The sequence below is a fragment of the Bisbaumannia salifodinae genome, from assembly GCF_055388505.1.
Map to the genome: position 1 here is coordinate 1,600,239 of NZ_AP043781.1, position 24,809 is coordinate 1,625,047.

The following is a 24,809-nucleotide window of genomic DNA, read 5'->3' on the forward strand; positions in this document are numbered from 1 at the left end:
TCCCCCTTACCCCGATGTTCGACCCGGCGGGGCCTCGATGGCCCCGCCACTCGCCTCAGGAGTCCCGCGATGGACACCCAAGCCACCCCCGATCCCCATGCCTACGTGGAGGATCCCAATCGCCGCCCCCTGGAGCTGGATATCGAGCAGCGCCGCGGGCCGGCGTCGTTCCGCTGGCTCACCGTGATCATGGAGCAGCTGATCGCGGCCCTGCTGGTGGCGCTGATCCTGGCGGTCTCCGCCAATGTGGTGGGCCGTTCCCTGCTCAACCATGCCCTGCCCTGGGCCGACGAGCTGGCCCGCATGCTGTTTATCTGGCTGGTGTTCGTCGGCGCCGCGGCAGCCTTCGCCCGCTATGAGCATATCGCCGTGGATTTCCTGGTGCGCCGCCTGCCGCCCCGGGGGGCCTACCTGCTCTATCTGATCCAGCACCTGATCATCGCCGCCCTGATGGGGGTGATCCTGTGGGGCGGGGCGCTGGTGGTCAGCCGCTCCACGGCCAGCACCGCCCTGCTCGGGGTGCCCTGGAACCTGATCAATGCCTCGCTGATCGTCTGCGCGCTCTTTATCGGCGCGGTGGCCCTGTGGCGCGCCTGGCAGAGCCTGGTGCGCCTCCTTTCCCCCACCTCCGGGAGCTGATGTCATGTTGTGGATCTTCCTGGCGATCCTCTTCGCCTCCATCGCCCTAGGCCTGCCCATCGCCTTCGGCCTCGGGGTGGCGGCCGTGGTCATGGCCGTGCTCTCCGATATTCCCCTGTCGATCCTGATCGAGCAGTCGATCCGCGGGGTCAACAGCTTTCCGCTGCTGGCGATTCCCTTCTTTATCCTGGTGGGGGAGGTGATGAGCGCCGGCGGCATCGCCCGTCGCCTGATGGACCTGGCCGGCGCCCTGGTGGGCTTTATCCGCGGCGGCCTGGGCCAGGTGGCGATCACCGGCTCGATGTTTTTCGGTGGCATCAGCGGCTCGGCGGTGGCGGATACCGCCGCCACCGGGGCGATGATGATTCCCTCCATGACCCGCCAGGGCTATACGGCGCCCCAGGCCACCGCCATCAACACCGTCTCCTCGGTGATCGGCATCATCATTCCGCCGTCGATCCCGCTGATCCTCTACGGCATCGTCACCGAGACCTCCATCAGCCGGCTGTTTATCGCCGGCATCGTCCCGGGGCTGCTGATCGGCCTGGCCTTGATGGTCACCACCTTTATCATGGCCAGCCTCGAGCACGCCGGGCAGACCCGCAAGTTCCGCCTGGCGCCGCTGTGGCAGGCCTTCAAGGCCGCCTGGCTGGCCCTGGTGCTGCCGGTGATCGTGGTCGGCGGCATCATCGCCGGGGTCTTCACCGCCACCGAGGCGGCGGTGGCGGCGCTGCTCTACTCGCTGTTTATCTCGGTGGTCTGCTACCGGGAGATCCGTCTCGCCGACCTCTGGGGCATGTGCATCCGCACCGCGCGGCTCACCGGCATGGTGATGCTGCTGCTGGCCTTCGCCACCGTGATCGCCTGGTTCTTGACCATCAACATGGTGCCCCAGACCCTGGTGCAGCAGGTCCAGGCGATCACCCAGGAGCCCTTCCTGTTGCTGTTGATCGTGGCGCTGCTGCTGCTGCTGATCGGCTTCGTGATGGACCTGACCCCGGCCATGGTGATCATGGCGCCGATGCTGGCCCCCATCGTCACCTCGGTGGGCGTCGATCCCGCCTACTTCGGGGTGCTGATGGCCTTTATCCTCGGCATCGGCCTGCTGACCCCGCCGGTGGGCACCTGCCTCTATGTGGGCTGCGGCGTGGGCAAGGTCTCCATGGAGTCCCTGGTCAAGGCGATGCTGCCCTACTACGCGGCCCTGCTGGTGATGCTGCTGGTGCTGGTGGCCTTCCCCGACCTGGTCACCTGGCTGCCCGATCTGACCGCCGTGCGTGGCAACTAAGACGAGGAGTGAGCGTGATGGCGAACATGCCCCGGCATTCCTGCCGCATCCCGGCCGCCTTTGGCGGCAACCGAGACGAGGAGCAAGCGTGACCACGGCTTCCTACCGCATTCTGGTGATGGGCGTCTCCGGCTCGGGAAAGTCCCATGTCGGCCGCCTCCTGGCGCGGCGCCTCGGCGCCGATTTCATCGACGGCGATGACCACCATAGCGCCGCCAACGTGGCCAAGATGGCCCGCAGCATCCCGCTCACCGACGACGACCGGCGCGGCTGGCTCGATACCCTGGCGGGGCGCTTCGCCGACTATCGTGGCCGCGATGCCTCGGTGGTGATCGCCTGCTCGGCGCTCAAGGCGCGCTATCGCGGGCGCCTGCGCCGCGGCGACCCGGCGCTGCGCATTCTCTACCTCGACGGCGAGCAGGCCTTGTTGCGTGAGCGCCTCGGTTCCCGCCGGGGGCACTTCTTCAAGGGCGATGCCATGCTCGCCAGCCAGCTCGCCGACCTGGAGCCGCCGGGGCCGGACGAGGCCAGGGTGGCGGATATCGCCGAGGCCCCCGAGGCCATCGTCGAGGCCTTCGTCGCGGCGCTGGGCGAGGAGGGAGGCGAGGCATGATTTACCCGGGCAACTCCGCTAAGGTGTGGCCCTGATGTCAGCGACGGGCGAGCCATGGTGAAGAAGAAGCGTCCCACCCTCCAGGATATCGCCGACAAGGTCGGCGCCACCAAGATGACCGTGAGCCGCTGCCTGCGCGACCCGGCCACGGTCTCGGAGGGGCTGCGTGAGCGCATCTTCGAGGTGGCCGAGGAGCTCGGCTATATCCCCAACCGCGCCCCGGATATCCTTTCCAAGGCGCGCAGCCATGCCATCGGCGTGCTGGTGCCCTCGCTGACCAACCAGGTGTTCGCCGAGGTGATCGTCGGCATCGAGGAGGTCACCGAACCGGCGGGCTATCATCTGATGCTCTCCCACTACGGCTACGACCAGGCCCTGGAGGAGCGCAGCCTGGCCTCGTTGCTCTCCTACAACGTGGACGGGGTGATCCTCTCCGACAGCCAGCACAGCCCGCGCAGCCTGCGCATGCTGGAGACCGCCGGCATCCCCACGGTGGAGATCATGGACAGCCGCACTCCGCCGCTGCACCAGGCGGTGGGCTACGACAACGTGGCGGCGGCCCGGGCCATGGTGGAGGCGATGCTTGCCCGGGGGCGGCGCCATGTGGTCTACCTGGCGGTACGCCTGGATGCCCGCACCCGCCAGCGCGGCGAGGGCTACGCGGCGGCCATGGCGGCCTATGGCCTGGCGCCGGTGACCCTGCAGAGCGGCCAGCGTTCCTCCTATAGCGTCGGCGCCGAGCTGATGGGCGAGGTGCTGGACAAGTACCCGGAGACCGACGGCCTCTTCTGCACCAACGATGACGTGGCCCTCGGCGCCTACTTCGAGTGCCTGCGCCGGGGGATCCCGGTGCCGCAGCGCCTGGCCATCGCCGGCTTCCACGGCCACGACGTCGGCCAGGTAATGGCGCCGGCCCTGGCCAGCGTGATCACCCCGCGCCGCGCCATCGGCGAACGCGCCGCCCGGGAACTCCTGAGCCGCCTGGAGGGCCGGCCCATCGGGGAGCCCACCATCGACCTGGGTTATCGCCTCGCCTTCGGCGGCACCCTCTAACTGCCGGGCCTCGTATCACCTGGCTGGCTGTCGGCCGCTGAGTGCCTTCGGTTGATCGATCCGACGCACTCGGTCAGTGCTGCTGCCAGCCTCAGTCGGCGACACTTCTCGTGCTTCGTCAAAGGAGACCAGGCGCCGCTTTTCCTCATCCCATAGCGAGAGCTGCACCGCTGCGAGGCTTTGCCGCAGCGTCAGGCGGCCGACACGCCGGAACTCGGGGTGGTCACGGAGCACCTCGGGTAGACGGTAGAAGGGGATGCGGTTGCAGAGGTGGTGGACATGATGCACCCCGATATTGGCGGTGAACCAGCGCAGCACACCCGGCAGGTCATAGTGCGAACTGCCATGCAGCGCCGCCTCGTGGAACGTCCAGTCGTTGTCATGTTCCCAGAGGGTCTCCGCGAACTGGTGCTGGACATAGAACAGCCAGACGCCGATTGACGCGGCGAGCAGCATGATTGGCAGATGTACCAGCAGGAAAGGGCCGACGCCGACTAGCCACATCATCGCGGTGACGCCGGCCGCGATCGCCGCGTTGGTGCCCATGGTGCTCAGCCAGGGCATCCATCCCGCGCGGTGGAAACCCAGGGGCAGGCGATTATCCAGCAGGAAAATGTACGCTGGGCCGAGACCGAACAGCACCAGCGGGTGTCGGTACAGACGGTAGCGGAGCCGCTGCCTTCGCGGCAGGCCCTGGAAGTCGCGCACGGTCAGGGTGTCGATGCCGCCGACACGCGGGCGATCCAGGTTGCCGGAGCTGGCATGATGGCGTGCATGGGTGTGGCGCCATAAATCGTAGGGCGTCAGGGTCAGAACGCCGATCACCCGTCCCACCCAGTCGTTGACGCGCTTGGATCGGAAGAAGGATCTGTGGCTGCAGTCGTGCATGATCATGAACATGCGTACGAGAAAACCGGCGGCGGGCACGACGAGCAACAGGCCAAGCCAGTGGCCGGCGCCCAGGCTGGCCCATAGCAGTATCCAGAGAGTGGCAAAGGGAATCACCGTGAGCATGATTTCCAGAACGCTGCGGGCGAGGCGTGGCTCGCAGTAGCCGCCGAGCATGCGCATCAATGCCCGTGGTTCGGTGGTGATGTCGCCATTCGGCTCTTGGAGGGCCATATTCAGGCTCCTGATGAGCCCGACACGCCATTCTATGGTCTACCGACCCGGCAGGATGCGTGCCTGGGCGTCTTGGGGCAAGGCGCTTCGAACCACTCCTGCTGCGACAATGGGTTCGAATGCCCTCAATCCGTAGGCTGGCGCCTGGCGCGCAGGATGTCTGTACGCGACCGCACACTCGCGGGGAAGGCCGCCGGGGGCAGCGCCTTCTTCCCCTTTTATTCTTCGCTCTCGGCTGATTAGCGTCCCCCAGGGCAGCGGCGGTGGCGACTCCAGGGCCTCGCCTTCGGCGGCACCTTATAAGCCTCCTTCCTGGCTGAGTGTCCCTTCCCATTCTTCCTAGAAGAAGGTCAGGCCGACCTGGAAGAGGCGCTCCACGTCGCGGATGCGGCGCTTGTCGATCACGAACAGGATCACGTGATCGCCGGACTCCACCACCACGTCGTCGTGGGCGATCAGCACCTCCTTGCCGCGCACGATGGCGCCGATGGTGGTGCCGCTCGGCAGGTCGATGTCGCCGATGGCGCGGCCTACCACCCGGGAGGAGCGGGCATCGCCGTGGGCGATCGCCTCGATGGCCTCGGCGGCGCCGCGGCGCAGCGAGTGGACATTGACGATATCGCCGCGCCGCACATGGGTCAGCAGGCTGCCGATGGTGGCCTGCTGGGGGGAGATGGCGATATCGATCTCGCCGCCCTGCACCAGGTCCACGTAGGCGGCGTTGTTGATCAGCGTCAGCACCCGCCGGGCACCGAGGCGCTTGGCCAGCATCGACGACATGATATTGACCTCGTCGTCGTTGGTCAGGGCGCAGAAGATATCGCAGTCCTCGATGTTCTCCTCCAGCAGCAGGCGCTTGCTGGTGGCGCTGCCGTGGAGCACCACGGTGCGGTCGAGGCGCTCGGAGAGGGTGGTGCAGCGCTCCAGGCTGTGCTCGATGATCTTCACCTGATGGCTGTGCTCGAGCATCTCGGCGAGGCGCTCGCCGATATTGCCGCCGCCGGCGATCACCACCCGGCGGAAGTCCCGCTCGACCCGGCGCAGCTCGCTCATCACCGCGCGGATATCGCGACGCGCGGCGATGAAGAACACCTCGTCGTCGGCCTCGATCACCGTATCGCCACGCGGGATGATCGGCCGGTTGCGGCGGTAGATGGCCGCCACCCGGGTATCCACGCTGGGCATATGGCGGCGCAGGAAGCCCAGGTCCTGGCCCACCAGGGGCCCGCCATAGAAGGCCTCCACCGCCACCAGCTGCACCTGGCCGCCGGCGAACTCCAGCACCTGCAGGGCGCCGGGGTACTCGATCAGGCGGCGGATATGGTCGGTGACCACCTGCTCGGGGCTGATCAGCACGTCGATGGGCACCGCCTCGTGGGCGAACAGGCCCTTGCGGGTCAGGTAGGCGGTGGCGCGGACCCGGGCGATCTTGGTGGGGGTGCGGAACAGGGTATGGGCGACCTGGCAGGCGATCATGTTGACCTCGTCCTGGCTGGTCACCGCGATCAGCATGTCGGCATCCTCGCAGCCGGCCTGGCGCAGCACCATGGGGTAGGAGGCGGGGCCGCTGACGGTGCGGATGTCCAGGCGGTTGTGCAGCTCGCGCAGCCGCTCGCCGTCGGTGTCCACCACCGTGATGTCGTTCTCCTCGTGGGCCAGGTGTTCGGCCAGGGTACCGCCGACCTGGCCGGCGCCGAGAATGATGATCTTCATGGGTATGGCTCCTGTGGCCGGGCTGGCCTAGTCGTCGGCATCGTCGGGTTCCACCTGCAGCCGATAGCCGATGCCGGCTTCCGTCTGCAGCAGGACGGGGGTCTGGGGGTCGTCCCCCAGCTTATGGCGCAGCCGGCTGACCAGGATCCTCAGGTAGTGGCTGTCCTCGGCGTGGCTGGGGCCCCAGATCTCCCGCAACAGCTGCGTCTGGGTCACCACCCGGCCGGCATGACGGCAGAGTGTCTCCAGCACGGCGTACTCCTTGGGGGTCAGGTGCAGGTCCTCCTCCGCCAGCCGTACCCGGCGCCGCGGCAGGTCGATGCGCAGGTCGCCCTGGCGGAACCGGGAGGCGAGGGCCTCGCCATTCTGGCCGGCGTGAAAGCGCAGCAGCCGACGCACCCGGGCGAGCAGTTCCTGGATCCCGAACGGCTTGGTGACATAGTCGTTGGCGCCGCCGTCCAGGGCGCGCACCTTCTCCGCCTCGCGCTCGCGAACCGAGACCACGATCACCGGGACATCGCTCTGGGCGCGCAGGGCCTCCAGGACCTCCTGCCCCTCCCGGTCGGGGAGCCCCAGGTCCAGCAGTACCAGATCCGGCGACTGCGTCAGCGCCATCGTCAGTCCCTCGCCGCCGGTCTCGGCCTCGATCACCTGGTAGCCCTGGGAGGCCAGGCTGATGCGCAGGAAGCGGCGAATCTGACGCTCGTCATCCACCACCAGGATGCGCCCACCGGACTTAGTCTCCATCGGCGGCCTCCTCGTCGGTTGGCTCCAGGGGCAGGCGGATCTCGATGCAGGTGCCTTCCCCCTCGGGGTTGGCCAGGGCGGCGATGCGTCCCCCGTGGGCGCCGACCATGCCCCGGCAGATGGCCAGCCCCAGGCCGCTGCCATGGCGGCCGCGATCCCCATCGCCGCCGGTAAAGAACATATCGAAGACCCGCTCCCGCTCGCCGGGGGGAATGCCGGGGCCCTGGTCGGTCACCCGCAGCACCAGGGCATCATCATCGACGCCGGCGGTGATGCCCAGGCGCCCGCCGGGCGGCGAGAAACGCGCCGCGTTGTCGAGGACATTGACCAGGGCCTGTTCGATCAGGGCGGGGTGCACGAAGAGCAGCGGCAGGTCGTCGGGCCAGTCGCGCACCAGCTCGAGTCCCTCCAGGGGATTGGCCAGGCGCTTCAGGGCCGCCGCGACCAGGTCGTCCAGGGTCACCCAATCGCGTTCGATCTTGAGGGTGCCATGGCCCAGCCGCGTCATGTCGAGCAGATTCTGGATATAGCGGTTGAGTCGCTCGCTTTCGCTGAGGATGCCATCCAGCAGTTCATGCCGATCCTCCGTGGACAATTGGGCCTCCAGTTCGCGTAGGGTGCTGGCCGAGCCGATGATCGAGGCCAGGGGCGTGCGCAGGTCATGGGAGACCGAGGCGAGCAGGGCGGAGCGCAGGCGCTCGTGCTCCTCGGAGAGGCGGGTCGCGCCCAGTTCCGCCACCAGTCGGGTGCGCTCCAGGGCCATGGCGAACTGACTCAGCATGGTATTCAGCAGCGCCGTCTCCTCCGGCGACAGCCCGCGTTCCCCCAGGGCGATGGCGACCACGCCCAGCCGTCGCTCCTGTTCCAGCAGCGGGATCAGGCGCCACGTCGGATCGCTCAGGGTCTCGGTGCCATGGCCGCTGGACTTGCCCCGTTGCCAGCTCCAGGCGGCGGCATTCAGTGCCGTCTCGGGGAGGCGCAAGGCGCCGGGCAGCGCCTCGGCGATGCGTAGGCCGCTTTCCCCCGCCTGGCGTTCGAGGAAGGCCACGGGGACTCTTAGCCATTGCTCCAGCGACTGAAGGCCCACTCGGCGTACGCCCTGGGTGTCCATGGCCACCGAGAGGGCCTGGACGTACTGCAGCAGCCGATAGGTCTGGTCGCGGCTCTCGCGCAGTGCCACCAGGCGGCGGCGTCCCCGCCCCGCCAACTGCCCCACGCTGACGGCCGCCAGCAGGAAGAAGACCACGGTGAGCAGCTGTTCCTGCTCGACCATGGCCAGCGACAGCTTCGGCTCGGTGAAGAGGACATTGAAGGTCACAAAGCCCAGCACGGCGCTGAGCATGGCCGCGGCGGTGCCCGCCATGGCGGCGCTGACCAGCACCGCCCCGAGGAACAGCAGCGAGAGGTTGGCGAGTTCCAGCCAGGACTCGAGACCCAGGGCCGCGACCAGGGCCACCAGGGTCGCCGCGGCGGCCACCAGCGGGTCGCGTCGGTGCCAGCTCAGGCGCCGAGGGCGCGGCCGGAAGCGCGGTCGGGGGCGCGCCTCGGCCACCACCACCAGGTCATAGGGGCCACCGAGACGTGCCAGTTGCTCCGCCAGGGGGCGCCGCCAGAATCGCCACCCGGAGGGCCTGGCGCCGCCCACCAGCAGGGTGGCGACACCCTGGCTCCGGGCATAGTCGGCCAGCTCCCGGGCCCGCTGTTGGCCCGGAAGCACCCGGGTCTCGCCCCCCAGGCGCTGGATCTGGGCGAAGTCGCGTTCCAGCGCTAGGCGTCGACGCGGTTCCTCGCGCCCCTTGTCCACGTAGACGGCACACCAGCGCACCCCGTCCCGGGATGCCAGGCGGTGGGCGGCACGCACCAGGGCGGCATCTTCGCCGCCACCGCTGAGCCCCACCATCAGGCGCAATGGAAGCCTTGTCGTCATGTCCCTCGAATCCGAATCCATCGTCTCACCCTGGCCCATCGTCTCGCTCAGCGCCGCCAGAACATCGGCGTCAGCAGCACCAGCACGGTCAGAATTTCCAGCCTGCCCAGCAGCATGCCCAGACAGAGCAACCACTTGGCGGTATCCGGCAGGGAGGCGAAGTTACCGGCCGGTCCCACGATATCGCCGAGCCCCGGGCCCACATTGGCGACCGCGGTCACCGCCGAGGAGAGGGCGGTCATATAGTCCAGGCCCAGGGTGGCCAACGCCAATGCCAGGCCGGCGATGGTCAGGAAGAAGAAGAACGAGAAGGCCACCACGCCGCGGGTGATATCGTCGGTCAGCGGCTGGTGATTGTAGCGGGAGGCGAAGATTCCCCGCGGATGGATCAGGAAATTCAACTGACTCTTCAGCAGGATGGCGGCAACCTGGAAGCGAAACATCTTCATGCCGCCACTGGTGGAGCCGCTACAGCCACCCATGAACATCAGGTAGAAGAAGGCCATGATGGCCAGGGGGCCCCAGGTGCCATAGTCGTCCGAGGCGTAGCCGGTGGTGGTGACCACCGAGATCACATTGAAGGCGACATGGGTCAGGGCCTCGAAGGGGGCGTTTCCCTGGCCGATACGCCAGGCGCTCAGGCCGACGATGGCCGTGGCCAGGAGCAGTAGCAGCCCGCGCACCTGCTGGTCTCGCCATAGCGCCAGTCGCGACCCCCTCAGCATGCGGATATAGAGCACGAAGGGCAGGGCCCCGGCGAGCATGAACAGCGACCCCATCCACAGCAGGTGGGGGAGCTCCGCATAGGCCCCGAAGGAGGCGTCGGAGTTGGCGAAGCCACCGGTGGCGAGCGATGTCATGGCATGCACCACGGCATCCAGCGGCCGCATGCCCCCCAGCCAGTAGGCGAGCATCGCGGCCAGCGTGAAACCGCAGTAGACCCCCAGGGTGGCCTTGGCGATGCCGCCGGTGCGGGGCATTACCTTATCCGACCAGTCCGAGGATTCGGTGTGGAAGAGGCGCATGCCGCCCACCTTGAGGAAGGGCAGGATGGCGATGCCCATGACGATGATGCCGATGCCCCCTAGCCATTGCATCAGGCCCCGCCATAGCTTGATGCCGTCGGAAAGGGTCTCGATGCCCACCATGACGGTGGAGCCGGTGGTGGTGATCGCCGATACCGACTCGAACACCGCATTGGTGAAGGAGAGCTGGGGCGCCCCCAGGATCAGGGGCAGGCTGGCGAAGGCGCTGATGCTCAGCCAACTGAGGGTGGTGAGCAGGAACATCTGCCAGGGCTTGAAGGCGATCTCGATCCGGCGCGTGCCTGCCCAGACCAGGGCCACCACCGCCAGCACCAGGCCGATGGACTGGGCGAAGGCGTTGGCATCCGGCTCCCTCTCGATCACCAATACCAGCCAGGGGATCGCCATAAAGGCCGCCAACACCAGCCAGAGCACGGCCAGTACCTTGAGTATCGGGGCCCAGTTCAGCCAGTGTTCCCGGATCCAGCGCCACGGCATCGCCATCGTTGTGTCCCTTGTCCTGGTGAGACCCGATTCACGGGGTATTCGTGACTGCTTATGGCATCACAGTCGCGTCTAAAAAGTCCGTAAAATTTCACGGGGCGAGGATTACAGCGTCTCCCAGGGCAGCGGCGGCGGCGACTCCAGGGCCTCGCGCACCAGGCCCAGGGCCCGCTCGAGCTGGTCGCGGCCGGCGGCGGCGCTCAGGCACAAACGCAGCGCCTGGGGCGCCGGCTCGCTGCCCACGCAGAAGGGCTCGGCGCTGGTCAGCTTGAGGCCGCGCTGGGTCAGCGTCGCCTGCAGGGCGGCGCCGCGCAGGCCATTGGGCAGCGGCAGCCAGAGGTTCGAGCCATGGGGCCGCCCCTCCACCGGGAACCCGGCCAGGCGCTCCCGGGCCAGGGCCTGGCGGGCCCCCAGCTCCTCGGTCTGCCAGGCCAGCAGGCGCTCGGCGTCTTCGCTTGCCACCCAGCGGCACACCGCCTCCACCATCAGCGGCGGCACCATCCAGCTCTGGGCGCGCAGGGTGGCGCCGACACGCTCGCCCAGGGCCTCCGGCACGCAGAGGGTGCCGATGCGCAGCCCCCCGGCCAGCACCTTGGCGGTGCTGAAGATAAACAGGGTGCGCTCCGGGGCCAGGGCCAGCAGCGGGGTGCCGCGCTCGGCTGTCGGCAGGTACTGGACCCCATCCTCGACGATCCAGAAGTCGTGCCGGCGGGCCAGCTCGGCCAGGTGCTCGCGGCGTGCCTCGCTGAGGGGACGGCCGGTGGGGTTGTTCTGGTCCGGGGTCACGTAGACCAGCCGCGGCGGCTGCTGGGCGCAGAGCCTGGCCAGGGCCTGGGTGTCCAGGCCGTCCTCGTCCAGGGGCACCCCCAGCACTTTGAGGTGGGCCTGCTGGGCGGCGGCGATCAGCCCGGGGTAGGTGAGGGCGTCGGCGGCGATGCGCTCGCCGGGGCGGGTCAGGGCGCGCAGCGCCAGGTCGATGCCGTGCTGGCCGCCCTGGGTCACCAGCAGCCGTCGCGGGTCGGCGTCGATGCCCAGCAGGCGTTGCAGCCAGGCCGCCAGCTGGCGGCGATGGGCCGGCACGCCGCGCTCCGACTGATACTCCACGGCGCGCCGCAGCACCGCCTCGTCGCCGGCCAGCTCGCCCAGGATGCGTCCCAGGGCACCGGCGCGCAGCGGGTGGGGCGGCGGCAGGCTCATGCTCAGATCGATGATGCCGTCATCCAGCGTCTCGTCCTCCGGTGGCGCGGCCAGGAAGGGCGGGGTGGTAGGCGCCTCGGCATCGCACACATAGGTGCCGCTGCCGACCCGGGCGGTGACCCAGCCCTGGCGCTCGGCCTCGGCATAGGCGCGGGTCACGGTGCCCACCGTGACGCCCAGGGCGTCGGCCAGGCGCCGCTGGGGCGGCAGGCGCTGCCCCGGGGCCAGCTCGCCATCGTGGATGGCCCGAACGATGGCCTCGCCGATGGCGCGGTAGCGGGGCCCTTCCGCGGCGAGGCGAGGAATCCAGATTGTCATGGTGACAATAAAACCTTTGACGGGATAATTGTGCCTATTATGCTGAGTTTAGGCGCAAATGTCGCGCTACACCGCTCAATGATCGCATAATTGTATGGATTCAATTTTATGGAAGCCTTGGCATTCCTGGGCCCGGCGGCCCTCTATATGATCTCCATGACCATCACCCCCGGCCCCAATAACGTGATGCTCACCGCCTCCGGGGCCAACTACGGCTTCCTGCGCACCCTGCCGCATATCTTCGGCATCCTGGGGGGCTGTTTCCTGCTCTTCGCCGGTATCGCCCTGGGCCTGGGGCTGCTCTTCGAACGTTTCCCCCTGGTGCAGACCGCGCTGCGTCTGATCGGCAGCGCCTACCTGCTCTACCTGGCCTGGCGCATCGCCACCGCGCCGCCGCCGGACCTGCGTCGCCGCGGCGAGGGGCGCCCGCTGACCTTCTGGCAGGCCGCGGCCTTTCAGTTCGCCAACCCCAAGGCCTGGGTGATGGGCCTGGCGCTGATGGCGGGCTTCTTGCCCGAGGGTGGCGACACCTGGCTCAATGCCCTGCTGCTGGCGGCCTTCGCCGAGCTGGTGGCGCTGCCCTGCATCGCGGTCTGGGCCGGCTTCGGTACCGCCATCGGCCGCTGGCTCGACAGCCCCCGGGCCTGGCGGGTCTTCAACGCCTTGATGGGGGCGCTCACCGCCGCCTGCGTGCTTTTTATTCTGGGCTAAGGGCGCTTTTTCCTCGGCTGACGGCGCTATCCTGGGCCGAGGGCTTAGGCCTTCCCCGGGTGGAAGGCCTCCCAGGTCTTCTCGGCCAGGCCGATGCCGGCGCCGGTCATGGTCAGGTAGGTCTCGTCGGCGCCGGCCTCGCGCAGGATCTCCGCCTCGTCGTCGTAGAGCGTATTGGCGACGATGGGGCCGCCGAAGCCCAGGCGGCGCAGCTGGCGCGCCGCCATCACCTTGCCCTCCATCTCCGGCATGGCCAGGATCACCGCCCTGATGCGGCTGATATCGATGGCATGCCAGAAGCCGATATCCTCGGCGTCGGCATAGACCACCCGGCGGCCCGCCTTCTGATGCTTGCTGACCTTGTTGGGGTCGGCATCCAGGCCCACCACCCGCGCCTTGCGCTCGGCGAGGAAGTCGTAGGCGGCACTGCCGGTGCGCCCCATGCCCATGATCAGCAGGTCCGAGCGGCCCAGGGAGACCGGCTGTTCGTCGGGGTGCTTGGTGTGGCTCTCGAAGCGCCTGAGGAAGGTCTCCAGGCGATCGAAGAGCGGGTGGGCCAGGCGATTCAGCGGCGCGGCCACCACGAAGGAGACCGCCACCGTGATGGCCAGGGGCACCAGCCACTCTTCCAGCACGCCGGCGGCGACGATCAGCCCGAACTCGCTGTAGCAGGTGAGGCTCAGCGCGCCGAGGAAGGCGTTACGGGCACGCAGCCGGAACAGGATCAGCAGGAAGAAGAACACCAGCCCCTTGAGGGGCAGGATCACCGCCATCACCAGGGCGAAGGTCAGCGCCTCGGCGTCGGGCAGGCCGGCCATGCCGATCTGCAGGAAGAAGCCGATCAGCAGGATCTCCTTGAGGCCCCACAGGGCCTGGGAGAGCTCCTGGGCGCGGGGGTGCTCGGCCAGCAGCACGCCCATCAGCAAGGCCCCCAGTTCGGGGCTCAGCCCCACCAGCTCGAAGCCCAGGCCGCCCAGGGCCAGCGCCAGGATCACCCCCATCAGCACCAGCAGTTCCTCGTGGCCGGCCACGTCCATCAACCAGTAGAGCAGCGGCTTGAGCAGCGGCAGGGCGAAGACCCCCAGTGCCCAGGGGGAGGGGGTATGGCCGCCGGCCAGGCTCAGCACCGCCAGGGCGATCAGGTCCTGGATGATCAGGATGCCGATGGCCACCCGGCCATGGAAGGCGCGCAGCTCGCGCTTGGATTCCAGCACCTTGGCCGCCAGCACCGTGCTGGAGAAGGCCAGGGCCACTCCCAGCAGCAGGGCGGTCTGACGGTCGAGCTGGGTCAACGCCAGGATGCCCAGGGCGAAGACCCCGGTGGTAAAGACGAAGTGCAGCAGGGCGCCGCCCAGCACCACCGGCTGCAGCAGGCTCTTGAGCTTGAGCTTGAGGCCCACGGTGAACAGCAGCAGCAGGACCCCCATATGGGCCACGTGTTCCAGTACCGGGCCGGCCTCGTCGGGCAGGCCCAGGCCGGGGCCATAGGCGTTAAGGGCGAAGCCGGCGGCCAGGAAGCCGACCAGCGGCGGCAGGCCGATCTGGCGCACCAGCATGCCGAACACGAAGGCGAAGGAGAGGGGAAGAACTTCGATCAGGGCACTCATGGGGTCATTATTCGTCTGCGAAAAGGGGGCGGGGGACGCGGGTGAGGGAATCCCTAGCGGCGATGGCGATCTTTTTCATCGAGGCGCCAGTGTTTCTGCATCTCGAGGAAGGTGAAGGAGGCGGACCAGGTGATCAGCATGAAACCGGTCAGCGCTTCGCTGCCGTAGAGGAAGCGGATCGGGCCCAGCGGGATGATATCGCCATAGCCCAGGGTGGTGTAGGTGACCGCCGACATGAACACATAGTCCAGCACCACGAAGCCGTCGTAGCCGACGATGGTGCCGATGCCCTGATCCTCCACCAGCCACCAGGCGGTCAGGCCGAACAGCCAGATCTCCGCCACATGGGTCAGCAGCAGGCCGAACACCAGCAGCAGGATACGCCCGCGATGTGACAGGTGTGAGCGCTCGATCAGGCGCGTCAGGGCCACGAAGGCTTCGTAATGCAGCAGCACCGCCACGATCACCGCGGCCAGGGTGATGATGGCGACGTGGTAGTGTGCCATGTCCAGCAAGGGCCATTCTCCCGGCAAGCACGAGTCGACGAGGGGCGTCAGTCTAGCACGGCAGCCCTGCCCGATAGGCGCCACCGTCCCAACGTTGAATCCGCCGCCCCCGGGAGGGGCTACTGTGAGGGCTGTATGGCAGGGGAGAGGCGTCGATGAACCGATGGGCAGTCGCGGCGGGCGTGGCCTTGCTGGCGGTGGTGGGCCTGGCGCTGCTGCCGGCCTCCCGGGCGCCCCTGTCGACGGGCGAGCCGGCCACCCCCGAGGCCCTGGCCGAGCGCCGCGGTGCCCTGATCGACCGCCTGGTGTTCACCCAGGAGAACGACCCGGGGCGGGTCACCGGCCTGCTCGAGACCGGCAGCCACCAGGCCTTCGTGCAGGGCATCGGCAGCATCCCCGTCTATCGCCGCCTGCGCGATGCCCCGGGGGCCGACTATGACCTGGCCTATGGCTCCTCGGTGGAGCTGACCCTCAACCCGGTGGGGCCGACGTTCCGTGACGGCCGCCTCAATCCCTTCCATGTGCCGGCCATCCGCGAGGCCCTGCACCAGTTGGTGGATCGCGACTATATCGCCGAGGAGCTCTACGGCGGCCTGGCGGTGCCCCGCTGGCTGCCGATCAGCACCGCCTTCCCCGACTATGCCCGCCTGGCCGAGACCGCCCGCGCCCTGGAGCTGCGCTATGCCTATGACCCGGCGGCGGCCGAGGCCACGATTGCCCGGGAGATGCGCGCCCTGGGCGCCACCCGCGAGGCCGGGCGCTGGCACCATCGGGGCGAGCCGGTGACCCTGATCCTGCTGATTCGCAACGACGACGAGCGGCGTCGGGTGGGGGACTACCTGGCCAACCAGTTGGAGGATATCGGCTTCGCCGTGGAGCGCCGCTACCGCAATGCCGAGGAGGCCTCGCGGCTGTGGATCGCCGGTGATCCCGCCGCCGGCCAGTGGCACCTCTATACCGGTGGCTGGATCTCCATCGTCATCCAGCGCGATCAGGCCCAGAACTTCAGCGACTTCTATACGCCCCGGGGCCGCGCCGAGCCGCTCTGGCAGGCCTATGCGCCGAGTCCCGAGCTCGATGCCCTGGCCGAGCGCCTGGAGCGCCGCGACTATGCCGACTGGGACGAGCGCCAGGCGCTGATGGCCCGGGCCCTGGAGCTGGCCATGCAGGACTCGGTGCGGCTCTGGCTGGTGGACCGCCTCAGCGTCTCGGCCCGGGCGAGTAACGTCTCGGTGGCCGCGGACCTCGCCGGCGGCCTGGCCGGGTCGGCGCTGTGGCCCTATACCCTGCGCTACGAGGGGCGCCTGGGGGGCGAGATGGTCTTCGGCACCCCGGGGCTGCTCACCGAACCCTGGAACCCCATCGCCGGCAGCAACTGGATCTTCGATCGCATGATCACCCGGGCCCTGGCGGATCCGCCGCTGCTGCCCGACCCCTACACCGGCCTCTACCGCCCCCAGCGCCTCGAGCATGCCGAGGTGACGGTGGCCGAGGGCGTCACCCTGACCCGCAGCCTCGACTGGCTGAGCCTGGAGCGCCAGGCACGAATCGTCGTCCCCGACGACGCCTGGCTGGGCTGGGACGCCGGCGAGGGACGGCTGGTCACGGTGGGCGAGGCCCACCCCGAGGCGCCGCTGACCGCCCGCACCCGGGTGCGCCTCCACTACGAGGCGGGCTACCTGGGCCAGCGCTGGCATGATGGCTCGCGGCGCTCGGTGGCGGACCTGCTGCTGCCCTGGCTCCTCGCCTTCGAGCGCGCCGACGAGGCGAGCCCGCTGTTCGACGCCGCCCATCAGCCCACCTTCGAGGCCTATCGTCAGCACTTCCGCGGCTGGCGCATCCTGAGTACCGAGCCGCTGATCATCGAGGCCTACAGCGACCAGGGCTTCCCCGACGCCGAGACCCTGGTGGCGGCCCGGGCGCCCCAGGCGCTGCCCTGGCACACCCTGGCCCTGGGCATCCTGGCCGAGCGGCGCGGCGAGCTGGCCTTCTCCTCCCACCAGGCGGATCGCCGCGGCATCGACTGGCTCAACCTGGTGGCCGGCCCCAGCCTGGCGATCCTCGAGCGCTACCTGGGGGAGGCCCGGGAGCGGCGCTACCTGCCCTTCGCCGCGGCCCTCTCGCCCTGGGTCGAGGAGGCGGAGATCGCCGCCCGCTATGCCGCCCTCGACGACTGGGTGGCGTCCCGCGGTCACTACTGGGTCGGCGATGGCCCCTTCGAGCTGGCGGCGGTCTACCCCCTGGAGGGCAGCCTGGTGCTGAAGCGCTTCGCGGACTTCCCCGACCGCGCCGGCAAGTGGCTGGCGCTGAGTCAGGCGGCGCTGCCGGAGTTGACCACTCAGGGCCCCCTGGTGGTGAACGCCGGCGACTCGGCCGAGGTGCGCCTCAGCGTGACTCAGGCCGGCGAGCCCTACCCGGAGGCGGCCATCGAGGCCATCTACTACCTGCTCTTCGATGGCCAGGGGCGGCTCGCCGGGCGCGGCGAACCGCGGCCCCTGGGCCAGGGCGAGTGGGGCCTGACCCTGGACGCCGAGCGCCTCGCCGCCCTGGGCGCCGGCGCCCATCGCCTGGAATTCATCCTCACCAGCCAGCGGGTGGCCCTGCCCGGCTTCGCCAGCCACCTCTTCGCCACCCTACCGGCCCGCGCCGAGGAGGTCGGCTTATGATGCCGCGTCGCGCCTCGCGACCCGCTCGGGAAAGGGACCCGCGCTACTCGGCCCGCTACTTGGCGGAGGAGGTCAGCCCATGATGCCGCGTCGCGCCTGGGGCCGGGACCTGAGGTACCTGGCCCTCTACCTGGTCAAGCGCCTGCTGGCGCTGCTGGTCACGGTGCTGATCGGCGTCTACCTGACCATCGTGGTGGCCAATATGGGCGGTCAGGTGGACGAGCTGCGCCGGGTGCAGATCCGCAGCGAGGCCTTCGAGCAGGTGCGCGCCGACCCCGCCTTCCAGGAGATGGCCAGCGCCGAGCGCAACGCCCTGGTGGAACGCCGGGTGGCGCTGGAGGTGGAGCGGTTGCGCCTCGACGAGCCCTTCGTGCTGCGCAGCGTCGACTACCTGCAGCGGGCCATGCGCCTCGACCTGGGCCGCGCCGAGCAGATGCACAGCGACGCCGGCTCGCGGCGGGTCAGCGATATCATCGTCGAGCGCCTGCCGGCGACCCTGCTGCTGTTCGGCACCGCCAACCTGCTGGTGTTCTTCGCCGCGGTGGGCAGCGCCCTCTGGCTGTCGCGGCGCTACGGCGGCCGCGTCGATCGCCTGGTGATCGCCCTGGCCCCCAGCTCGGCGGCGCCGGGCTGGTTCTACGGCATCTTCCTGATCCTCGCCTTCGCCTTCCTGGTGCCGCTGCTGCCGCCGGGGGGCATGGTGGCGGCGCCGCCGCCGCAGGGGCTGGCCTACGCGGTCAGCCTGGCGCGGCATATGCTGCTGCCGGTGGCGGCCATGGTGCTGTCGTCGATCTTCGTCTCCATCTACGCCTGGCGCACCTTCTTCCTGATCCATGCCAGCGAGGACTATGTGGAGATGGCCCGGGCCAAGGGACTGCCGTCGCGGCTGATCGAGCGCCGCTATATCCTGCGCCCGACCCTGTCGCCGATCATCACCAACTTCCTGCTGATGCTGATCGGCCTGTGGAGCGGCGCCATCATCCTCGAGCAGGTCTTCAACTGGCCGGGGCTGGGCTCGCTGCTGTTCCAGGCCATCGGCTTCCGCGACACCCCGGTGATCATCGGCGGGGTGGTGATCTTCGCCTACCTGCTGGCGCTGACCGTGCTGCTGCTGGACCTGCTCTATGCGCTGCTCGATCCCCGGGTGCGGCTCCTCGGCGAGGGGAGGGGCGGCGCATGAGCTGGGGCATGGGGTTGGGCATGGGGGTGGGGTCAGCACACCGCCAGACCTGGGCGGAACTGCGCCGCTACCCCTCGGCCCTGGCCGGGGTGGCGCTGATCCTGCTGCTGGTCGCCCTGGCCCTGCACACCCTGGCCACCGTGCCCTACGACCAGGCGGTGGCCAGCTGGCGCAGCGGCGAGGCGCGGCTGCCGATCAACGCGCGGCCGCTGTGGAGCGACTGGCTAAGCCCCGGCCGGGCGCCACGCAGCCAGAGCCTGATCGCGACGGAGATCGACAGCGAGGCCTTCCCCGGCGGGCGACGCCTGACCCAGCGCATCGCCCTCGACTACGCCTACGACGACTTCCCCAGCGAGCTGGCGCTCTTCCTCAAGCCCCGGGATAGCGAGCGGGCGGCCTTCCTGCGCCTCACCTGGCGGACCCCGGACGGGCGCGAGATCAACCTCGGCAGCCGGCGCCTGGTCGGCGAGACCCGGGTGGCGCTCTCCCAGGATCGCGTCCTGGAGCAGCGCCTGGGGCGGCCGGCGCACCTCGGCTTGCTGGCCGCGGCGGACGGCGAGGCGGTGCTGTCGGGGCGCCATACCCTGACCCTGGAGGCGGTGTTCTTCGACCCCGACGCCGAGCTTGCGAGCGAGCTGCTGCTCTATGGTCGGGTGCATGGCCTGGCCGGTACCGATCACCAGCGCCGCGACCTCGGCCTGGCGCTGCGCTGGGGCACGCCGATCGCCCTGGCCTTCGGCCTGGTGGCGGCGGTGGGCACCACCCTCAGCACCCTGGTGATCGCCGCGGTCGGCGTCTGGTACCGGGGCTGGGTGGACGCCCTGATCCAGCGCCTCACCGAGGTCAATATGATCCTGCCGCTGCTGCCGATCCTGGTGATGGTGGGCACCCTCTACTCCACCAGCATCTGGCTGATGCTGGGGGTGGTGGTGGCGCTGGGCATCTTCAGCGCCGGCATCAAGACCTACCGGGCCATGCTGCTGCCGATCCGCGAGGCCCCCTATATCGAGGCGGCCCGGGCCTATGGCGCCAGCCATTTGCGCATCGTGATGCGCTATATGCTGCCGCGCATCCTGCCGGTGCTGATTCCCACCTTCGTCACCCTGATCCCCACCTTCGTCTTCCTCGAGGCGTCGCTGGCGGTGCTGGGGCTGGGCGACCCGGTGATGCCCACCTGGGGCAAGGTGCTCAACGACGCCCAGGCCCAGAGCGCCCTCTACAACGGCTACTACTACTGGGTGCTGGCCCCGGCGGCGCTGCTGATGCTCTCTGGGCTCGGCTTCGCCATGCTCGGTTTCGCCCTCGACCGGGTCTTCAATCCCCGGCTAAGGAGCCTGTGATGCCCGAGGCGCTGCTCGAGGTGGAGGGACTGACCCTCGACTACCATACCCGCGGCGGGGTGATGCGCGCCGTGGACGACGTCGGCTTCGCGGTCGGCCGTGGCGAGGCCCTGGTGGTGCTGGGCGAGTCGGGCTGCGGCAAGAGCTCATTGGCCCGGGCGCTGATGCGGCTACTGCCGCGCAATGCCGGCGGCTTGGGCGGGCGGGTGCGCCTGGCCGGGCGCGAGCTGCACCTGCTGGACGACGAGACCTTCCGCCGCGAGGTGCAGTGGCAGGGGCTGGCGCTGGTGATGCAGGCCTCCATGAACGCCCTCAACCCGGTGGTCAAGGTGGGCGAGCAGGTCGCCGAGCCGTTGCGGGTGCACCTGGGCTGGGAGCGTCGCCGGGCCCTGGCCCGGGCCGCCGAGGTCTTCGAGCTGGTGGGGCTGCCCGGCGACTTCCTGCGCCGCTACCCCTTCGAGCTCTCCGGCGGCATGCGTCAACGGGCGGTGCTGGCCATGGCGCTGGTGGCCGAACCCGCCCTGGTGATCCTCGATGAGCCCACCTCGGCCCTGGACGTGCTGACCCAGGCGGGGATCATGAACGCCCTCAAGCGGGTCAAGGCGGAGCTCGGCACCGGCTTTATCCTGATCACCCATGACGTGGCCACCTCCAGCGAGCTGGCCGACCGGGTGGCGCTGATGTACGCCGGCCAACTGGTGGAGGTGGCCGACGCCGAGACCTTCTTCTCCGCCCCGGGGCACCCCTATGCCCAGGCGCTGATGGCCAGCGTCCCCAAGCTTCGCCAGCGCGAGCGGCCCCGGGCGATTCCCGGCGAGCCCCCCAGCCTGCTCGACCCGCCCGCGGGCTGCCGCTTCGCCGCGCGCTGCCCGCACCGCTTCGCCGACTGCGACCGGCTGCCGCCCAGCTTCGCCCCGGCGCCGCGCCAGGAGGTACGTTGCTGGTTATATAAGGAGGCCTCCCGATGAGTGCCCTGGTTCAGGTGGACGATCTGTCGGTACATTTTGAGGTGCGGCAATGGGGCTTCCTGCGCCTGGGGGCGGTGCAGGCGGTAGACCGGGTAGCCCTGACGCTGGCGGAGGGGGAGTCGGTGGCCATCGTCGGCGAGAGCGGCTGCGGCAAGAGCACTTTGGCGCGCACCCTGCTGGGGCTGCATCGTCCGACCCAGGGCGAGGTGCGCTTCGCCGGGCGCGCGCTCAGCGGCCTGCGCCGTCGAGAACTCAAGGCCTATCGGGCCAGCGCCGGCTATGTGCAGCAGGACCCCTTCGGCGCCACCGCGCCCTTCCTCGACGTGCGGCGTATCCTCGCCGAGCCGCTGATTATCCATGGGGTGGCGCGCGCCGAGCGGGAGGCGCGCATCCGCGCGGCCCTGGAGGAGGTGCACCTGACCCCGGTGGAGGAGCTGCTCGGCAAGTTCCCGCATATGCTCAGCGGCGGCCAGCAGCAGCGCCTGGTGATCGCCCGGGCGCTGATCCTCGGGCCGCGGTTGCTGGTCGCCGACGAGCCGGTCTCCATGCTCGATGCCTCGGTGCGGGTGGAGATCCTCGAGCTGTTGCGGCGCATCCAGGGCCAGCGCCGCCTGACCCTGGCCTTTATCACCCATGACCTCTCCACGGTGCGCCACTACGCCGAGCGGATCTTCGTGATGTACGCCGGCCGCCTGGTGGAGTCGGCGCCGGTGGACGACCTGCTCGATGCCCCCCGCCACCCCTATACCCAGGCCCTGCTGGGGGCCATCGCCGACCCGGACGCCGCCAATGCCCACCGCCAGCGGGAGCTGCCCGCCGGCGAGCCGCCCAGCCTGCTCGACCCGCCCCGGGGCTGTCGTTTCCACCCCCGCTGCCCCCACGCCATGGCCGGCCTCTGCGACCGGGACGATCCCCCGGACTTCGACGTCGGCAAGCACCACCTCAGCGCCTGCTGGCTGCACCGGGAGTGACCGCCGGGGCGGGCTGCCACTGGGGGAGTGGGAGATCCCATGCTGCCCCTCAAGCCGCCACCATGGTTTCTGTGGGAGCGCGGATTCCGCGCGATTCGCCCGCAGGGTGATCCTGACTGTCACCAGGGGCGACTGCGTCGCCCAATCGTTCGGCAAAGCCAAACTCCCACAACCCCAGTGGTCATCCAAGTTCTTGTGGAATAGCCATCTCACTCCCCGTGGGAGATTCTATGTCGCCCCTGCCTCGGCGGGCCCGCCTCGGGTATCATCGGCGGCCCGTTTCCCGCGAGCCACGCCATGCCCTCTCTCTACGCACAACGCTTTTCGCGCCTCACGGAACTGCTGGCCCAGTGGCAGCCGCTCTGGGCGCCGGAGCCGTTTCGTTATCGCCGGGCGCCCTGGGGGTCGGCCTTTCCCGCCCTCGAGGCCTGGTTGCTGGGGCTGGACGAGGCCGAGCGGGAGCGCCTCGAGGCGGACCCTTTCGCCGCCTCAAAGTTGGCCGACTGGCTGCCGGTGGCGGAGCTCGCCGCGCTCTGCGAGGTGGCGCCCCTGCCCGAGGCGGAGGGGGCGCGGCCGCTGCCGGAGGCCTGGGCCACCCATGTGGGCGGGCGCAAGTGGGCGCAGATCGGCGCCTTCGCCGCCCGCCTGGCCCCGGCGCCGGACTATCTGGAGTGGTGCGCCGGCAAGGGCCACCTGGGGCGGGCCCTGGCGCGGCGCGATAACGCCCGGGTGATCGGCCTGGAGTGGCAGGCGCCGCTGTGCCGGGCGGGCCAGGCCCTGGCCGAGGCCCAGGGGGCGGCGGTCAGCCTTCACGAGCAGGATGTGATGGCCGAGGGCGCCGCCGACTGGCTGACCCCGGGCCGCCAACTGGTGGCCCTGCACGCCTGCGGCGACCTGCATGGCCGGCTGGTTCGGCGGGCCGCCGAGGGGCGCCTGCCGCTGACCCTGGCCCCCTGTTGCTACCAGCGCACCGCCGAGGCCAGCTATCGGCCGCTCTCCCGCCAGGGCGAGCGGGACATGGCCGAGCACGGGCTGGCGCTGCCCCGGGAGCAGCTGGCCCTGGCGGTGCAGGAGACGGTGACCGCGCCGCGCCAGGTGCGCCTGAGCCGTGCCCGGGCCAATGCCTGGCGGCTGGGCTTCGACGAGCTGCAGCGGGAGCTGCGCGGCGAAGATGCCTACCTGCCGGTGCCCAGCCTCGCCTATGGGCGCTTGCCTGACGACTTCGCCGGCTTCTGCCGCTGGGCCGCCGCCGAGAAGGGGCTACGCCTGCCAGCTCATCTGGATTGGGCGCGCTTCGAGGCGGCGGGCGCCGAGCGCCAGGCCCGGGTCGAACGCCTGGAGCTGGTGCGTCACCTCTTCCGCCGCCCCCTGGAGCTATGGCTGGTGCTGGACCGCCTGCTGTGCCTGGAGGAGGCGGGCCTGTCGGTGCGCCTGGGGACCTTCTGCGAGCGCTCGCTCACCCCGCGGAATCTATTGATTCAGGCGCAGTGATCTTGGTTTCTCATGGCTCGGCCCGAGGTAGCGCATCCGCCGTTACTCCGATGCGCTGGGGAAACGGGCCAGCAGCTCCCAGACGCTGCCGTCGCGGCGGATCTCCAGGGGCATCAGGCTGCCCGGCGGCTGGCGACTGACCAGGGCGGTGAGGTCGCTGGGCCGGCGCAGTGCCTGGCCGGCGGCGCGCAGGATGATATCGCCCACCTCCAGCCCCAGGCCCTCGGCCACAGAGTCGCGGCCGATGCCCTGCACCCGCACGCCGTCGTCGGCGCCGTCCACCCAGAGCCCCAGGCGCGGCGGGGCCGTGGGCTCGAAGGGGGCCTCGTCACCGAGCAGGAAGAGCGCATCGGCCAGGTCCCGGGGCGGCGCCTCGCAGTCCGCCGCCGACCAGGGCAGCAGGCGGCGCTGGGCGGCGATGCCCAGGTCGTAGAGCTGATGGGGCACCCCGTGACCATGACGCAGGTGGCCCTGACCCATCAGCCCCACCACCAGGCGCCCCGGGCCGCTGGCCTCGGCCAGGGCCGTGGCCATGGCGCGGTCCCAGACCAGTTGGGCGGCGATAAAACTCTCCAGGCTGGCCTCGCTATCGGCGCCGGTGGAATGGGCACGGAACACCTCGGTCAGTGCCTCGCGGTAGGCCGCGGGGGGGGCCGCCGGCGGGGTGATGGCATGGCGCTCGGCGCTGGGCACGGCGTCCCAGCCCTCGCCGGCCAGGCGCTGGCGCAGCGCCGGGGTGACGTTCAGGGCCAGCAGGGGGATCCGGTGCATGCGCGCGAAGTGCAGGATGGGCAGGTAGAGCCCGGGGTCGAAGCCCCAGTGGCGGTGCCAGTCGCTGGCCTCCAGGAAGGCCGCCTCGTCCAGTTCGCCGGCGATCCAGGCGTCCAGGGCCGGCTGCGCCTCCCGGGGCAGCATCTCCAGGCCGATCACCAGGTCGGGCTGGTGGGCATGTAGCCCCGCCAGGGTATGCAGCTGCCAGCGGTGGTGAGCCAGGCGATCGTGCTGCTCGCCCAGCAGCACCACGCGCTGCGCGGCCAGCTCGCTCAGCAGGGCCGGCGTGCCCAGTGGCGTACCATCCGTCGCCTGCCACTGTCCCGGGGCGGCGTCGGGGCAGGCGTTGCCATTGGCGGTGGCGAGCGGGGCGAGGGCGAGGCACAGGCTCAGGGCGAGCAGGCCGGGGGCGACCAGGGCGGGAATGAGGCGGCGAGACAGCGACATGGCGT

General features: G+C 69.8%; 20 protein-coding genes. 11 read left to right on the forward strand and 9 right to left on the reverse strand.

Annotation, left to right across the window (positions count from 1 at the left end; all coding sequences use genetic code 11):
* Nucleotides 1-69: 69 nt before the first annotated feature.
* From ACZ5EF_RS07235 to ACZ5EF_RS07250, 4 genes are all read left to right on the forward strand, one after another.
* Nucleotides 70-639 carry a TRAP transporter small permease gene (locus ACZ5EF_RS07235; RefSeq protein ID WP_346063044.1) on the forward strand — a complete coding sequence of 190 codons (570 nt, stop codon included), beginning with the start codon at nucleotides 70-72 and terminating at the stop codon, nucleotides 637-639.
* 4 nt (nucleotides 640-643) lie between these two features.
* Entirely contained in the window at nucleotides 644-1,927 is a 1,284-nt protein-coding gene (locus ACZ5EF_RS07240) for a TRAP transporter large permease (protein ID WP_346063043.1), read from the forward strand.
* An 88-nt stretch (nucleotides 1,928-2,015) separates the two neighbouring features.
* Nucleotides 2,016-2,540 carry a gluconokinase gene (locus ACZ5EF_RS07245; RefSeq protein WP_346063042.1) on the forward strand — a complete coding sequence of 175 codons (525 nt, stop codon included), beginning with the start codon at nucleotides 2,016-2,018 and terminating at the stop codon, nucleotides 2,538-2,540.
* A gap of 57 nt (nucleotides 2,541-2,597) precedes the next feature.
* Nucleotides 2,598-3,593, forward strand: a complete 996-nt coding sequence (locus ACZ5EF_RS07250) for a substrate-binding domain-containing protein (RefSeq protein WP_346063186.1) — start codon at nucleotides 2,598-2,600, stop codon at nucleotides 3,591-3,593.
* A gap of 15 nt (nucleotides 3,594-3,608) precedes the next feature.
* On the opposite strand, the gene ACZ5EF_RS07255 is transcribed toward ACZ5EF_RS07250, so the two are convergent.
* The 6 genes from ACZ5EF_RS07255 to ACZ5EF_RS07280 all read right to left on the reverse strand — a co-directional run bounded on the left by ACZ5EF_RS07255 (nucleotide 3,609) and on the right by ACZ5EF_RS07280 (nucleotide 12,146).
* A complete protein-coding gene (locus ACZ5EF_RS07255) occupies nucleotides 3,609-4,715 on the reverse strand; it encodes a fatty acid desaturase (RefSeq protein WP_346063041.1) in 1,107 nt (368 codons plus the stop codon).
* A gap of 339 nt (nucleotides 4,716-5,054) precedes the next feature.
* The gene (gene trkA, locus ACZ5EF_RS07260; RefSeq protein ID WP_346061443.1) at nucleotides 5,055-6,428 is read right to left on the reverse strand and encodes a Trk system potassium transporter TrkA; all 1,374 of its coding nucleotides are present in this window, start codon (nucleotides 6,426-6,428) and stop codon (nucleotides 5,055-5,057) included.
* 27 nt (nucleotides 6,429-6,455) lie between these two features.
* Nucleotides 6,456-7,175 carry a response regulator gene (locus ACZ5EF_RS07265; protein ID WP_346063040.1) on the reverse strand — a complete coding sequence of 240 codons (720 nt, stop codon included), beginning with the start codon at nucleotides 7,173-7,175 and terminating at the stop codon, nucleotides 6,456-6,458.
* Nucleotides 7,165-9,102 carry an ATP-binding protein gene (locus ACZ5EF_RS07270; protein WP_346063039.1) on the reverse strand — a complete coding sequence of 646 codons (1,938 nt, stop codon included), beginning with the start codon at nucleotides 9,100-9,102 and terminating at the stop codon, nucleotides 7,165-7,167. The genes ACZ5EF_RS07265 and ACZ5EF_RS07270 overlap by 11 nt, the downstream gene beginning before the upstream one ends.
* Nucleotides 9,103-9,149: 47 nt before the next feature.
* Complete coding sequence (locus ACZ5EF_RS07275) at nucleotides 9,150-10,625, reverse strand: TrkH family potassium uptake protein (protein WP_346063185.1); 1,476 nt, start codon at nucleotides 10,623-10,625, stop codon at nucleotides 9,150-9,152.
* Nucleotides 10,626-10,736: 111 nt separating this feature from the next.
* Entirely contained in the window at nucleotides 10,737-12,146 is a 1,410-nt protein-coding gene (locus ACZ5EF_RS07280) for an aminotransferase-like domain-containing protein (RefSeq protein ID WP_346063038.1), read from the reverse strand.
* 108 nt (nucleotides 12,147-12,254) lie between these two features.
* Here ACZ5EF_RS07280 and ACZ5EF_RS07285 point away from each other — a divergent pair, with 108 nt between their 5' ends.
* Nucleotides 12,255-12,857: a LysE family translocator gene (locus tag ACZ5EF_RS07285; RefSeq protein WP_346063037.1), complete on the forward strand. Its 603-nt coding sequence runs from the start codon at nucleotides 12,255-12,257 to the stop codon at nucleotides 12,855-12,857.
* A gap of 44 nt (nucleotides 12,858-12,901) precedes the next feature.
* Here ACZ5EF_RS07285 and ACZ5EF_RS07290 read toward each other — a convergent pair whose 3' ends face one another.
* Complete coding sequence (locus ACZ5EF_RS07290; RefSeq protein ID WP_346063036.1) at nucleotides 12,902-14,464, reverse strand: cation:proton antiporter family protein; 1,563 nt, start codon at nucleotides 14,462-14,464, stop codon at nucleotides 12,902-12,904.
* 53 nt (nucleotides 14,465-14,517) lie between these two features.
* Nucleotides 14,518-14,970 carry a potassium channel family protein gene (locus ACZ5EF_RS07295; RefSeq protein WP_346063184.1) on the reverse strand — a complete coding sequence of 151 codons (453 nt, stop codon included), beginning with the start codon at nucleotides 14,968-14,970 and terminating at the stop codon, nucleotides 14,518-14,520.
* A 155-nt stretch (nucleotides 14,971-15,125) separates the two neighbouring features.
* Between ACZ5EF_RS07295 and ACZ5EF_RS07300 the strand changes: the two genes are divergently transcribed.
* From ACZ5EF_RS07300 to ACZ5EF_RS07325, 6 genes are all read left to right on the forward strand, one after another.
* Nucleotides 15,126-17,636: an ABC transporter substrate-binding protein gene (locus ACZ5EF_RS07300; RefSeq protein ID WP_346063035.1), complete on the forward strand. Its 2,511-nt coding sequence runs from the start codon at nucleotides 15,126-15,128 to the stop codon at nucleotides 17,634-17,636.
* Nucleotides 17,637-17,715: 79 nt separating this feature from the next.
* Complete coding sequence (locus ACZ5EF_RS07305; protein WP_346063034.1) at nucleotides 17,716-18,816, forward strand: ABC transporter permease; 1,101 nt, start codon at nucleotides 17,716-17,718, stop codon at nucleotides 18,814-18,816.
* A complete protein-coding gene (locus tag ACZ5EF_RS07310) occupies nucleotides 18,813-20,156 on the forward strand; it encodes an ABC transporter permease (protein WP_346063033.1) in 1,344 nt (447 codons plus the stop codon). Before ACZ5EF_RS07305 ends, ACZ5EF_RS07310 begins: the two co-directional genes overlap by 4 nt.
* Nucleotides 20,156-21,124 (forward strand): ABC transporter ATP-binding protein, encoded by a 969-nt coding sequence (locus ACZ5EF_RS07315; RefSeq protein WP_346063032.1) that lies wholly within the window; start codon nucleotides 20,156-20,158, stop codon nucleotides 21,122-21,124. Before ACZ5EF_RS07310 ends, ACZ5EF_RS07315 begins: the two co-directional genes overlap by 1 nt.
* Entirely contained in the window at nucleotides 21,121-22,095 is a 975-nt protein-coding gene (locus tag ACZ5EF_RS07320; RefSeq protein WP_346063031.1) for an ABC transporter ATP-binding protein, read from the forward strand. Before ACZ5EF_RS07315 ends, ACZ5EF_RS07320 begins: the two co-directional genes overlap by 4 nt.
* 297 nt (nucleotides 22,096-22,392) lie before the next feature.
* Nucleotides 22,393-23,586: a methyltransferase gene (locus tag ACZ5EF_RS07325; protein WP_346063030.1), complete on the forward strand. Its 1,194-nt coding sequence runs from the start codon at nucleotides 22,393-22,395 to the stop codon at nucleotides 23,584-23,586.
* 42 nt (nucleotides 23,587-23,628) lie between these two features.
* Here the strand turns inward: ACZ5EF_RS07325 and ACZ5EF_RS07330 are convergent, their stop codons facing one another.
* Entirely contained in the window at nucleotides 23,629-24,804 is a 1,176-nt protein-coding gene (locus tag ACZ5EF_RS07330; RefSeq protein ID WP_346063029.1) for a ChaN family lipoprotein, read from the reverse strand.
* Nucleotides 24,805-24,809 lie beyond the last annotated feature (5 nt).